This window comes from Providencia sp. wls1943 (genome assembly GCF_009706275.1).
In the GTDB taxonomy this organism is placed as follows: Bacteria; Pseudomonadota; Gammaproteobacteria; order Enterobacterales; family Enterobacteriaceae; genus Providencia; species Providencia zhijiangensis.
On the sequence record NZ_WLTU01000011.1, the window covers coordinates 1 to 13,127 of the forward strand.

The 13,127-nt window shown below is 45.7% G+C and carries 9 protein-coding genes and 2 rRNA genes; 7 read left to right on the plus strand and 4 right to left on the minus strand.

Going from position 1 to position 13,127, the window contains the following annotated elements; all coding sequences use genetic code 11:
• The first annotated feature begins 17 nt into the window (after window positions 1–17).
• The 3 genes from GKR48_RS05065 to GKR48_RS05075 all read left to right on the plus strand — a co-directional run bounded on the left by GKR48_RS05065 (window position 18) and on the right by GKR48_RS05075 (window position 4,060).
• Window positions 18–2,923 (plus strand): 23S ribosomal RNA (locus GKR48_RS05065).
• A 142-nt stretch (window positions 2,924–3,065) separates the two neighbouring features.
• Window positions 3,066–3,181 (plus strand): 5S ribosomal RNA (gene rrf / locus GKR48_RS05070).
• A 450-nt stretch (window positions 3,182–3,631) separates the two neighbouring features.
• Window positions 3,632–4,060 carry a hypothetical protein gene (locus tag GKR48_RS05075; RefSeq protein ID WP_154627279.1) on the plus strand — a complete coding sequence of 143 codons (429 nt, stop codon included), beginning with the start codon at window positions 3,632–3,634 and terminating at the stop codon, window positions 4,058–4,060.
• 58 nt (window positions 4,061–4,118) lie between these two features.
• On the opposite strand, the gene actP is transcribed toward GKR48_RS05075, so the two are convergent.
• From actP to acs, 3 genes are all read right to left on the minus strand, one after another.
• On the minus strand, window positions 4,119–5,768 hold the full coding sequence (gene actP, locus GKR48_RS05080; protein ID WP_154602125.1) for a cation/acetate symporter ActP: 1,650 nt from the start codon (window positions 5,766–5,768) through the stop codon (window positions 4,119–4,121).
• Window positions 5,765–6,076 (minus strand): DUF485 domain-containing protein, encoded by a 312-nt coding sequence (locus GKR48_RS05085; RefSeq protein ID WP_006663518.1) that lies wholly within the window; start codon window positions 6,074–6,076, stop codon window positions 5,765–5,767. The genes actP and GKR48_RS05085 overlap by 4 nt, the downstream gene beginning before the upstream one ends.
• Before the next feature lie 205 nt (window positions 6,077–6,281).
• The gene (gene acs / locus GKR48_RS05090) at window positions 6,282–8,237 is read right to left on the minus strand and encodes an acetate--CoA ligase (protein ID WP_036965034.1); all 1,956 of its coding nucleotides are present in this window, start codon (window positions 8,235–8,237) and stop codon (window positions 6,282–6,284) included.
• A 397-nt stretch (window positions 8,238–8,634) separates the two neighbouring features.
• On the opposite strand from acs, the gene sodA reads away from it, so the two are divergent.
• The 3 genes from sodA (at window position 8,635) to GKR48_RS05105 (ending at window position 11,025) form a co-directional block, all read left to right on the plus strand.
• The gene (sodA, locus tag GKR48_RS05095) at window positions 8,635–9,261 is read left to right on the plus strand and encodes a superoxide dismutase [Mn] (RefSeq protein WP_132497200.1); all 627 of its coding nucleotides are present in this window, start codon (window positions 8,635–8,637) and stop codon (window positions 9,259–9,261) included.
• Between the two features lie 141 nt (window positions 9,262–9,402).
• Window positions 9,403–10,083 (plus strand): 6-hydroxyaminopurine reductase, encoded by a 681-nt coding sequence (gene yiiM, locus GKR48_RS05100; RefSeq protein ID WP_272521999.1) that lies wholly within the window; start codon window positions 9,403–9,405, stop codon window positions 10,081–10,083.
• Between the two features lie 36 nt (window positions 10,084–10,119).
• A complete protein-coding gene (locus GKR48_RS05105) occupies window positions 10,120–11,025 on the plus strand; it encodes a LysR substrate-binding domain-containing protein (RefSeq protein ID WP_154627280.1) in 906 nt (301 codons plus the stop codon).
• Window positions 11,026–11,057: 32 nt separating this feature from the next.
• Here GKR48_RS05105 and GKR48_RS05110 read toward each other — a convergent pair whose 3' ends face one another.
• Window positions 11,058–11,936, minus strand: a complete 879-nt coding sequence (locus GKR48_RS05110; protein WP_154627281.1) for a pirin family protein — start codon at window positions 11,934–11,936, stop codon at window positions 11,058–11,060.
• 263 nt (window positions 11,937–12,199) lie between these two features.
• Here GKR48_RS05110 and GKR48_RS05115 point away from each other — a divergent pair, with 263 nt between their 5' ends.
• Window positions 12,200–12,877 carry a hydrolase gene (locus tag GKR48_RS05115; RefSeq protein WP_132497197.1) on the plus strand — a complete coding sequence of 226 codons (678 nt, stop codon included), beginning with the start codon at window positions 12,200–12,202 and terminating at the stop codon, window positions 12,875–12,877.
• Window positions 12,878–13,127 lie beyond the last annotated feature (250 nt).

Here is a 13,127-nt window from a genome sequence, read left to right on the forward strand (position 1 = left end):
ACACCTTCGGGTTGTGAGGTTAAGCGACTAAGCGTACACGGTGGATGCCTAGGCAATCAGAGGCGATGAAGGACGTGCTAATCTGCGATAAGCGTCGGTAAGGTGATATGAACCGTTATAACCGACGATTTCCGAATGGGGAAACCCAGTGCAATTCGTTGCACTATCGTTTGATGAATACATAGTCAAACGAAGCGAACCGAGGGAACTGAAACATCTCAGTACCTCGAGGAAAAGAAATCAACCGAGATTCCCCTAGTAGCGGCGAGCGAACGGGGAGCAGCCCAGAGTCTTAATCAGCATTAGCATCAGGAGAACGGTCTGGAAAGGCCGGCAGTAAAGGGTGATAGCCCCGTATCCGAAGGTGTTAGTGTTGTGAACTCGACGAGTAGGGCGGGACACGTGTTATCCTGTCTGAATATGGGGGGACCATCCTCCAAGGCTAAATACTCCTGATTGACCGATAGTGAACCAGTACCGTGAGGGAAAGGCGAAAAGAACCCCGGCGAGGGGAGTGAAATAGAACCTGAAACCGTGTACGTACAAGCAGTGGGAGCACCCTTGTGGTGTGACTGCGTACCTTTTGTATAATGGGTCAGCGACTTATATTCTGTAGCAAGGTTAACCGTATAGGGGAGCCGTAGGGAAACCGAGTCTTAACTGGGCGAATGAGTTGCAGGGTATAGACCCGAAACCCGGTGATCTAGCCATGGGCAGGTTGAAGGTTGGGTAACACTAACTGGAGGACCGAACCGACTAATGTTGAAAAATTAGCGGATGACTTGTGGCTGGGGGTGAAAGGCCAATCAAACCGGGAGATAGCTGGTTCTCCCCGAAAGCTATTTAGGTAGCGCCTCGTGAACTCATCTTCGGGGGTAGAGCACTGTTTCGACTAGGGGGTCATCCCGACTTACCAACTCGATGCAAACTACGAATACCGAAGAATGTTATCACGGGAGACACACGGCGGGTGCTAACGTTCGTCGTGAAGAGGGAAACAACCCAGACCGCCAGCTAAGGTCCCAAAGTCATAGTTAAGTGGGAAACGAAGTGGGAAGGCTCAGACAGCCAGGATGTTGGCTTAGAAGCAGCCATCATTTAAAGAAAGCGTAATAGCTCACTGGTCGAGTCGGCCTGCGCGGAAGATGTAACGGGGCTAAACTATGCACCGAAGCTGCGGCAGCGATATGTAAATATTGTTGGGTAGGGGAGCGTTCTGTAAGCCTGTGAAGGTGTGCTGTGAGGCATGCTGGAGGTATCAGAAGTGCGAATGCTGACATAAGTAACGATAATGCGGGTGAAAAACCCGCACGCCGGAAGACCAAGGGTTCCTGTCCAACGTTAATCGGGGCAGGGTGAGTCGACCCCTAAGGCGAGGCAGAAATGCGTAGTCGATGGGAAACGGGTTAATATTCCCGTACTGGTGATAATTGCGATGGGGGGACGGAGAAGGTTAGGCTGGCCGGGCGACGGTTGTCCCGGTTTAAGGATGTAGGCAGGTGAATTAGGCAAATCCGGTTCACTATATGCTGAGGTCTGATGACGAGTCACTACGGTGGCGAAGTAGCTGATACCCCGCTTCCAGGAAAAGCCTCTAAGCTCTAGATTATCATTAATCGTACCCCAAACCGACACAGGTGGTCAGGTAGAGAATACTCAGGCGCTTGAGAGAACTCGGGTGAAGGAACTAGGCAAAATGGTGCCGTAACTTCGGGAGAAGGCACGCTGGCATTAGGTGAAGTGGTTTACCCATGGAGCTGAAGCCAGTCGCAGATACCAGCTGGCTGCAACTGTTTATTAAAAACACAGCACTGTGCAAACACGAAAGTGGACGTATACGGTGTGACGCCTGCCCGGTGCTGGAAGGTTAATTGATGGGGTTATCCGTAAGGAGAAGCTCTTGATCGAAGCCCCAGTAAACGGCGGCCGTAACTATAACGGTCCTAAGGTAGCGAAATTCCTTGTCGGGTAAGTTCCGACCTGCACGAATGGCGTAATGATGGCCAGGCTGTCTCCACCCGAGACTCAGTGAAATTGAACTCGCTGTGAAGATGCAGTGTACCCGCGGCAAGACGGAAAGACCCCGTGAACCTTTACTATAGCTTGACACTGAACATTGAGCCTTGATGTGTAGGATAGGTGGGAGGCTTTGAAGCGTGGACGCCAGTCTGCGTGGAGCCAACCTTGAAATACCACCCTTTAATGTTTGATGTTCTAACGTAGCCCCGTTATCCGGGGTGCGGACAGTGTCTGGTGGGTAGTTTGACTGGGGCGGTCTCCTCCCAAAGAGTAACGGAGGAGCACGAAGGTTGGCTAAGCATGGTCGGACATCATGCGGTTAGTGCAAAGGCATAAGCCAGCTTGACTGCGAGAGTGACGGCTCGAGCAGGTACGAAAGTAGGTCTTAGTGATCCGGTGGTTCTGTATGGAAGGGCCATCGCTCAACGGATAAAAGGTACTCCGGGGATAACAGGCTGATACCGCCCAAGAGTTCATATCGACGGCGGTGTTTGGCACCTCGATGTCGGCTCATCACATCCTGGGGCTGAAGTAGGTCCCAAGGGTACGGCTGTTCGCCGTTTAAAGTGGTACGCGAGCTGGGTTTAGAACGTCGTGAGACAGTTCGGTCCCTATCTGCCGTGGGCGTTGGAAGATTGAAAGGGGCTGCTCCTAGTACGAGAGGACCGGAGTGGACGCACCACTGGTGTTCGGGTTGTCATGCCAATGGCATTGCCCGGTAGCTAAGTGCGGAAGAGATAACCGCTGAAAGCATCTAAGCGGGAAACTTGCCTTGAGATGAGTCTTCCCTGACTCTTTAAGGGTCCTAAAGGAACGTTTAAGACTAAGACGTTGATAGGTTGGGTGTGTAAGCGTAGCGATACGTTGAGCTAACCAATACTAATGAACCGTGAGGCTTAACCTGACAACACCGAAGGTGTTTTCGAGATGAGAGATGACGTTGATTCAATAAAGTGTGAGACGCCGAGAGGCGGACACAACAGCTTGTTCAGGATTGATATTCTGGTTTAGTGAATGAAAGGCTAAACGGGAATAAACAGAATTTGTCTGGCGGCAATAGCGCGGTGGTCCCACCTGACCCCATGCCGAACTCAGTAGTGAAACGCCGTAGCGCCGATGGTAGTGTGGGGTCTCCCCATGTGAGAGTAGGGAACTGCCAGACATTAAATTAGCCGAGAAGCCACCCATTGGGTGGCTTTTTTGCATTCAGGGTACTGAAAATTGCAGGAAGCCCCTATGCTGGGTTGTTCTTACTCAAAGAGTACCTCCATCTGATGATCAGCGTCGCAGTGATCCAAAGAAAAGTCGTTATCCTAGCGATAAAAAACCAGCCATAAAAACCACCATTCTCATGATTGATTAAAATTAATAATCTCTCATAGAAATTAATTGATTATCATTTAAGCATCTAACACATTATTCCTTCTCTAGTTTTTATTCGATAACCTCCTATAGCTGGCCTAATGTAAAATATAATAGGTAAGAATTGTTAAGTTGATGTTTAATTCCATTATTCATATACTATTAAAAATGGTTATTTTTAATCAATTAAGATATTGAATTGTTAAATTTAGCTGAAAGAAGATGAACATTCATCAAATAGGTGGGTTATATGAATAAAATGAAAAGTCACAATAGCCAGATTTTTGAGCAGATTATTTCTGTGAATAAACAGCAAGAGAATGAATTTAACAATGGGCAAGATGGTGCCATTATCCTTTCACTGCTAGTCATGTTTTTTGTACCCTTCTCTTTACTTGTGATGGTGAAAAATCATCTTGGGTTAGAGAATAACGCCATGGCGATTGTCTCAGTGGTTGTTCTTAGTATTGGAATTGCGGCTGGTTTATATAAAAGCTTTAGAATCGGGACGAAGTTTGTTGATAAACGCCCTATGTTGGAACAGCTACTTTCGCGTTATACCCCTAAAGATAAAGCGGAGTATCAAAAGTTACTCGCTGAAAAGCAAAGTAACCCTCAAGGTTTTTACACTTCAGTAGAAGATTGGCTAGCAATAGAAAAACGATCTTACGCCAATTAATTCTAAGCATTAAAAAAAGCGACTCATTTGAGTCGCTTTTTTGTTTCTATTGATGAATTTAGTGAGATTTACCTTGCTCAATCCCTAAGCCAATCTGTGAGCGTACAAACTGCTCTTTAAAGCGAGCTCTTTCCATTTTGCCTCTCTCTGAATTATCGGTGACTGAGAATAACCAAGACGCAGTAAACGCGACAATCAATGAGAAGAATGCTGGGTATTCATAAGGGTAAATTGGTTTTTCATGATGCAGAATAGTCACCCAGATTGTTGGACCTAAGATCATGAGTACGACAGCGGTTATCAAGCCTAACCAACCACCTGCAAGCGCTCCTCGCGTGGTTAACTTGCTCCAATACATTGATAGCAAGATAATTGGGAAGTTACAGCTTGCCGCAATAGAGAAGGCCAAGCCCACCATGAAGGCGATATTTTGTTTCTCAAACAAAATCCCTAAACCAATCGCTACAAAGCCGAGGATCACCACGGTAATTTTTGATACACGCAATTCATCGCGTTCATCGGCTTTACCATTTTTAATCGCCATCGCATACAGGTCGTGGGAAACCGCAGACGCACCCGCCAATGTTAAACCAGCAACAACAGCGAGAATGGTGGCGAAAGCAACCGCAGAGATAAACCCAAGGAAGAAGTTTCCACCCACGGCATCAGCGAGGTGTACCGCTGCCATGTTGGTACCACCTATTAAGGCGCCTGCTGCATCTTTAAAGTCAGGATTTGAGCTAACCAGAACGATAGCCCCGAAACCGATGATAAATGTCAGAATGTAGAAGTAACCGATAAATCCAGTCGCGTAGAACACGCTCTTACGGGCTTCTTTTGCATCGCTAACGGTGAAGAAGCGCATAATGATGTGAGGTAAACCTGCGGTACCGAACATCAAGGCTAACCCGAGCGACAAGGCGGATATTGGGTCGGAAACCAGTCCTCCGGGACTCATAATGGCGATACCATTTTTATGTACTTCAACGGCTTCTTTAAATAACGTATTGAAGTTGAAGCCGACATGTTTCATGACCATAACAGCCATGAAGGTTGCGCCTGCGAGTAGCAAAATGGCTTTGATGATCTGTACCCATGTGGTTGCGAGCATCCCGCCGAATAGCACATACAGCACCATCAGTATCCCAACAATCACGACGGCAATGTGGTAGTTAAGCCCAAATAACAGCTCAATCAGTTTTCCTGCTCCAACCATTTGAGCGATTAGGTACAGTGCCACTACCACTAAGGAGCCCATTGCGGACAGAATACGGATAGGCCTTTGTTGTAATCGATATGACGCAACATCCGCGAAAGTATAGCGACCTAAATTTCGTAAGCGCTCGGCAATTAAGAACAGAATAATTGGCCAGCCAATTAAGAAACCGATGGAGTAGATAAGCCCATCGTATCCCGAGGTATAAACCAGTGCGGAGATCCCTAAGAATGAAGCTGCGGACATAAAGTCACCCGCAATCGCCATTCCATTTTGGAAACCTGTAATTTTTCCGCCGGCAGTATAGTAGTCAGAGCGAGATCGCGTTCTCTTTGAAGCCCAGTAAGTGATATAGAGGGTAAAACCCACAAACAGCAAGAACATCACAATGGCTTGAACGTTGACAGGTTGACGCTCAACATTGCCTGTCAGGGCATCAGCGAGTGCCATGGACGAGGTAAAAAACAGAATAAGTGAGAGCAAGACTTTCATTTTTCTACCTCTTTTAAGATTTCGGCGGTTAAGCGGTCAAATTCACTGTTAGCACGGATGACATATAAACCCGTTAAGATAAACGAGATCACAATCAGCCCAACGCCCACAGGAATACCGCGGGTGATGTAGGAACCTTCAGTGATTGGGGTACCTAGCCAGCTTGGATCAAACGCGATAAGAAAGATAAAACCAACATACAGAACTAACGTTATTGCAGATAACAACCATGAAAAGCGACTACGTTTTCTCACTAATTCTTGAAAGAGAGGGTTCGCCTCGACCTTTTCGTAAGCAGTAGCATTCATCAGAGTTCTCCTCTGTTATTGTATTATTGGCATACTCTGATAGCTCAAAAGGCGGATTTTAGGGCGACACATGGCTACCCAAGGAATTAACTGGGTATTCGGTCAGACTCTACTTTCTGCTGATTGAGTGATGCTGAGTATTGATTTTAGGTCGCCCGAAGGCGACCTGTAGTGCCATGAGCTATCTACACAACTATTTAAATAGCTACGAGATACTCATTGACTGTTTTTCTTCTAGCAGTTTTTCGACAACACCTGGATCTGCCAGTGTGGAAGTATCTCCAAAATTACTGGTATCACCTGATGCAATTTTTCGTAGGATACGGCGCATGATTTTACCGGAACGCGTTTTCGGTAAAGAATCAGTCCAATGTAAAACGTCTGGCGTGGCAATCGGACCAATTTCTTTACGAACCCAATTGCGCACTTCAGTGTACAACTCTGGGGATGGCTCCTCGCCAGAAATTAAGGTGACATAGGCGTAGATTGCCTGTCCCTTGATGCTATGAGGAATACCCACGACGGCAGCTTCAGCCACTTTCGGATGTGAAACGAGGGCGGATTCAATTTCTGCTGTCCCTAAACGGTGACCTGAAATATTCAGCACGTCATCAACACGACCAGTGATCCAGTAATAGCCATCTTCATCACGACGCGCCCCATCACCACTAAAGTACATGCCTTTAAAGGTGGAGAAATAGGTTTGTTCGAAACGTTCATGGTCACCAAACAGGGTACGAGCTTGACCCGGCCAAGAATCCACAATGACTAAGTTACCTTCCGTTGCGCCATCGAGAGGCTCACCAAGGTTATCAACCAATGCAGGGCGAACACCAAAGAATGGTAGTGTTGCAGAACCCGGTTTCAACATAGTTGCCCCCGGCAGAGGCGTAATCATGAAGCCGCCTGTTTCTGTTTGCCACCATGTATCCACAACAGGGCAACGGCTGTTCCCCATTTTCTTGTAGAACCATTCCCACGCTTCTGGGTTGATTGGCTCACCGACCGATCCCAAAATACGTAAAGAATCGCGCTGGGTGCCTTCAATCGCTTTATCACCTTCTGCCATCAGTGCACGAATAGCGGTTGGTGCGGTATACAGGATATTGACTTGGTGCTTATCAACGACTTGAGCCATACGGTTAACAGCTGGGTAGTTTGGCACACCTTCAAACATTAAGGTTTTTGCCCCATTGGATAGCGGTCCATAAAGCAGGTAGCTATGACCTGTTACCCAGCCCACATCCGCAGTACACCAGTAGACTTCATTTTCATGATAATCAAAGGTGTATTTGAATGTCAGCGTAGCATAGACCAGATAACCGCCAGTGGTGTGGAGAACCCCTTTAGGTTTACCTGTGGAGCCGGAAGTGTAGAGAATAAACAGTGGATCTTCGGCATTGATCTCTTCTGGTGGGCAATCCGCGCTTACGCCTTGGATAACGTCGTGCCACCAAAGGTCACGGCCTTCAATCCAGCTTGGTGCATTACCTGTACGGCGATAAACAATCACATTCGCGACGGTAGTGACTTGTGGGTTTTGCAGTGCATCGTCCACGTTCTTTTTCAGTGGGATAGCACGACCTGCACGCAAGCCTTCATCAGAGGTGATGATAAGCTTGGCTTTACAGTCAATAACGCGCCCAGAGACCGCCTCAGGGGAGAATCCGGCAAAGATGACAGTATGGATAGCACCGATACGTGCACATGCCAGCATCGCCACAGCGGCTTCAACCACCATTGGCATATAGATAGCGACGACATCCCCTTTGCGGATGCCTTGTTTTTTCAGGACGTTTGCGAACTGGCACACATCATGGTGCAGCTCACGGTATGTAATATTTTTTGATTGGGTTGGGTCATCCCCTTCCCAGATGATAGCGGTTTGGTCGCCACGAGTGGCTAGGTGACGGTCTAAACAGTTAGCGCTCAGGTTTAAAATGCCATCTTCGAACCAGCGGATATTAACGTGTCCAGGGTCGAATGAGGTGTTCTTAACTCGAGTGTAAGGTTTAATCCAATCAACGATTTTCCCTTTTTCGCCCCAAAATCCTTCGGGGTCTTGAATCGAGCGTTGGTACTCATCGTTATACTGTTGTTCGTTTATCAGGGCATTTTTAGCAATATTAGCAGGAACGGGATGTTTAGTTATTTGTGTCATATTATTATCTCCTTGCAGATGTTAATAGTATGTCAAAAAACAGTTAACTGAAGTATGGATGGTTATTTTGTTTTTCTTTTGAGCGGAAGATCACGTATTAATAGTAATGGGATTTGCAGTATGATCATTTGATGCTAAATCCATGATTGAAATAAAAATTCAAAAATATAACTAACATTAGAATTAAAGAAAAACAAAGGCGAACTATAGTGGTATTAGTTACTGAATAATCTATTGATGATAGTTGTTGGAAAAATCCACAGAATTCACATGGATATGATAATGATTTTCATTAACACTAAAATAACTATAATGGGTGCGTGGTTAAAAACACGCAGTTACTGAAATCCTAATTCAGTCTGTGAGGTAGAAAGATAAGTCACTGGAGACAAACAATATGAGTTACACATTACCTGCTTTACCTTATGCTTACGATGCGCTGGAACCTCATTTTGATAAACAAACCATGGAAATCCATCACACCAAGCACCACCAAACCTACGTGAATAACACCAATACTGCCTTAGAAAAACTGCCTGAACTGGCGGGGTTAGATATTGATGTATTAATCCAAAAATTAGATCAAATCCCAGCTGATCAACGTACTTTTGTACGTAACAACGCGGGTGGTCACTCAAACCATAGTCTGTTCTGGAAAGGGTTAAAATTAGGTACTGAACTGCAAGGCGAACTGAAAGCCGCCATTGAGCGTGACTTTGGTAGTGTTGATGCCTTTAAAGATCTGTTCGAAAAAGCCGCAGCTTCCCGTTTTGGTTCTGGTTGGGCATGGTTGGTATTAAAAGCCGATGGCAAACTGGCGGTGGTCTCTACTGCAAACCAAGATAGCCCATTAATGGGTGAAGCGATTTCTGGCGCTTCAGGTTACCCAATCCTTGGCTTAGATGTTTGGGAACACGCTTACTACCTGAAATATCAAAACCGTCGCCCTGACTACATCAAAGCCTTCTGGTCAGTTGTGAACTGGGATGAAGCAGCAAAACGCTTCGCAGAAAAAACCAAGTAATTTTTTTGCTAACTGATTTTTTGATAAGCGCGGTTCTTCGGAGCCGCGTTTTTTGTTTTTACCGTCGGTATAACGTTGTTATCTCTATGGCCATTCTTTATGATGAAAACTCTTTCTGGCGGGGTTATCGGGAGCAAAACGGTGAAAATACATCCTCAAGTTTTTATTGGTACCATTCAAAGCACAGCCCATTGTGGCGTGAGTGCGATTCATAAGCGAGCCGTGGATGGGGTATTAACCTTAAACAGTTTAGGAATTGAAGGGGATGAACAAGCAGAAACGCGTTTTCACGGTGGGCCAGATAGGGCGCTATGCCATTACCCGCAAGAACATTATGAATTTTGGCGACAACGATACCCGCAATTAGAGGATTTATTCCTTCCTTCCGCTTTTGGTGAAAACCTGTCAACTCAAGGAATGACCGAAGAAAACGTTTTTATCGGTGATATTTATTCTTGGGGTGATGCGCGCATTCAAGTCACCCAACCGCGTTCCCCTTGCTATAAACTCAATGGGTTAACGGGCGTGGAAAACTTTGCTCAAATCATGCAGGACGAAGGTCGCTGTGGCTGGTTATATAGAGTCATTAAAGGTGGCAATGTCGGTGCGGATACCTCGCTAAAACTACTGAGCCGTAATAGTGATATCTCGATGCAAGAAGCGGTTATGATAGCTTTCCATGCGCCGTATGATGAAGAGTTGTACCGTCGATTATTGTCTGCGGCAGGGCTATCTGCGAGTTGGAGCCTGACGATGCAAAATCGGTTAGAGCATCATAAAATTGAAGAATTTAGCCATCGCTTATTTGGTCGACGCAGCTGATGGATTATCACTGTCATTAGGATTGAGGAAAACAACATGCAGTACGATTTAAATGACCTTTATTATTTCGTTAAAGTCGTTGAATATGGTGGTTTTTCTCAAGCTGGTGCGGCGCTTGGGATCCCAAAATCAAAACTCAGTCGTCGTATTGCCGACTTGGAGCAAAAACTAAATGTCTCACTGATTTATCGGTCAACACGGCAATTTCATGTCACTGACATTGGGCAAGTTTTTTATCAGCAATGTAAGAATGTCGTGGAAGAAGCGGATATTGCCCATGAACTGATTTGCTCAGTACAAACACACCCCAAAGGTACCATTAAGCTCTCTTGCCCCGTTACTTTGTTGCAAGTCTATTTGCAGGATTTACTGATTGATTTTATGGAGAAATACCCTGATATCGATGTGCAAATTCTGGCAGTTAACCGCCCCGTCGATGTGATCAGTGAAGGGTTAGATTTGGCATTACGCGTACGTTCATTACCCCTTGATGATTCAGGGATGATGATGAAAGTGCTAGGGTATTCTCGGCGGATCTTAGTTGCAAATCCAAGCGTATTCCGTGAAAAAGGAGCACCATCAACTCCAGAGCAGCTGGTGGATTACCCAGTTCTTGCCAATACGGAGCATTCACAGCGTTATTCGCTATCTTTAAAAAATAGTGATGATCTCAGTGTGACAGTGCATGTTACTCCCAAGCTAGCCACCACCGATATTTTAACGTTATACCGTGCTGCGGTAAGAGGGCTGGGGATCGCCCGTATACCCCGAGGTGTGGTTGAAAATGAGTTAAAAAGTGGGGAGCTGGTGGAGGTGTTACCGCAATGGCAATTTCCGGAAGATATCATTCATGCCGTGTACCCTTCCCGTAAAGGGTTGTTACCCGCAGTTCAGTTATTTCTCACTTATTTGGCAGAGAATATGGCGGCAGGGAAAAAATAAAGTCCCCTGAAAAAATTCAGAGGACTTTATAGTTAGCTGGCATTCGGGATCCGACCAAATTTACCGCTATTAAAATCATTCACGGCTTCGTTGATTTCCTGGCTCGTATTCATCACGAATGGGCCATATCCCACCACTGGCTCATCGATAGGATCACCGCTGAGCAGCAGCACTAAAGCCTCATCGGTGGTGGCTTCTAATAGCACATTGCTATCAGTAGCATCGAGGATCATCAACTCACCTTCATTCAATGCAGTATGACCATCCACAAATAGGCTGCCTTTCAACATTACCAGTCCAACGTTGCGACCAGTTTTGGTTGGCAATCCCACGACTTTCCCTTTATTCAGACGCAGATCCCAAACATCAAGCGCGGTAAATGTGCGTGCGGCGCCGGTATTGCCTAGATAGTCCCCTGCAATGACCCGTAATGTGCCCGCTTCATTTGGCAAGTTAATGGTCGGGATAGCATCGCGAGTCAGCAATTGGTAACCCGGTGCAGCCAGCTTATCTTTAGCGGGTAAGTTGACCCACAACTGCACAATATCCAAAGTACCGCCATTTTTCATAAAGTTATCAGACTGATATTCTTGATGAAGTATTCCTGATGCCGCGGTCATCCATTGCACATCGCCAGGTCCGATAACACCGCCTTCCCCCGTAGAGTCGTGGTGAGCCACTTCGCCGTCATACACGATAGTGACGGTTTCAAAGCCTTTATGTGGATGCTCGCCAACACCACGATTATCCCCTTCAGATGCTGGGAATGGGTGTGGCCCCGCTCTGTCCAACAGTAAGAATGGGTTCAGGTATTTCCCATGGTTGCTATAACTAAACATGGAGCGAACAGGGAAACCATCACCAACCCAGTGGCTACGTGGGGATTGATAAATACCAATAATCTTTTTCATGGTGTGACTCCTAAATTTGTTTGATGAGCAAATAATAGAAGAGTCAGCAGAGGACGAGTAGTAGCAAAAATAGGTTTCATTGTTGCAAAAACAGGACAACAGGATTAGGGCTATTATCCTATTTATAGGACAGAGTTTACCAAAATCCGGACTACTCAGCTAAAAATCGGTGTATTACTGTAAGCAGCAAGAAAAAGAGCCAGTCAGTGTTCTATTTTCTAATCTAATAATGTTTACGACTTTATCGATTAAGAGGTTCTATTATGAGCAATCCAGCAAACTTCAATGGTCAGCGTCCTGTTATTAACCCAGATGATGCAGTCATGTTATTGATAGACCATCAAAGTGGTTTATTCCAAACAGTTGGTGATATGCCAATGACGGAATTACGCGCTAGAGCTTCTGTTCTGGCAAAAATGGCATCGTTAGCAAAAATGCCTGTCATTACAACCGCCTCAGTACCACAAGGTCCGAATGGCCCATTGATCCCTGAAATCCACCAAAATGCACCACATGCACAATATATTGCTCGCCGTGGCGAAATAAATGCGTGGGATAACCCAGAGTTCGTTGCAGCAGTAAAAGCGACGGGTAAAAAGCAGCTGATTATTGCTGGAACAATTACCAGTGTATGTATGGCATTTCCTGCAATTAGCGCGGTAGCGGATGGTTATCAAGTATTTGTGGTGATTGATGCTTCTGGTACTTATAGCAAGATGGCGCAAGAAATTACATTAGCGCGAGTCGTTCAAGCTGGGATCGTGCCAATGGACACTGCAGCTGTTGCCTCTGAATTACAGAAAACATGGAATCGTGAAGATGCGGCTGAATGGGCTCAAGCGTATACCCAAATCTTCCCTGCTTACCAACTGCTTATTGAGAGCTATATGAAAGCTCAGGATGTTGTCAGTAATAATGAGCAATTAGATTCTAACCGTTAATTGCCTCTGATTTCTTTCAGCCTTTACCTTTGGTAAAGGCTGCTTATTCATACGCTAAGCATTTTGAAAATAGTATGAACAAGTGAGTCCTTTTGGTGTAGTTGCCAGCCCGATAAATTGCTATCGGGCATTTTTATGTGACTAAAAGTAAAATGACATCTTTCTTTTCTTCAAAATAAGAGAATTCCCTTTCATTTCCTTGAAGATAAAATGAAATATCATGGCATTCTATGTTTTTTGTATACACATA

Coding starts and splice junctions, on each gene's coding strand:
- GKR48_RS05075 (WP_154627279.1), top strand. CDS start 3,632: ATGAATAAAATGAAAAGTCACAATAGCCAGATTTTTGAGCAGATTATT.
- actP (WP_154602125.1), bottom strand. CDS start 5,768: ATGAAAGTCTTGCTCTCACTTATTCTGTTTTTTACCTCGTCCATGGCA.
- GKR48_RS05085 (WP_006663518.1), bottom strand. CDS start 6,076: ATGAATGCTACTGCTTACGAAAAGGTCGAGGCGAACCCTCTCTTTCAA.
- acs (WP_036965034.1), bottom strand. CDS start 8,237: ATGACACAAATAACTAAACATCCCGTTCCTGCTAATATTGCTAAAAAT.
- sodA (WP_132497200.1), top strand. CDS start 8,635: ATGAGTTACACATTACCTGCTTTACCTTATGCTTACGATGCGCTGGAA.
- GKR48_RS05105 (WP_154627280.1), top strand. CDS start 10,120: ATGCAGTACGATTTAAATGACCTTTATTATTTCGTTAAAGTCGTTGAA.
- GKR48_RS05110 (WP_154627281.1), bottom strand. CDS start 11,936: ATGAAAAAGATTATTGGTATTTATCAATCCCCACGTAGCCACTGGGTT.
- GKR48_RS05115 (WP_132497197.1), top strand. CDS start 12,200: ATGAGCAATCCAGCAAACTTCAATGGTCAGCGTCCTGTTATTAACCCA.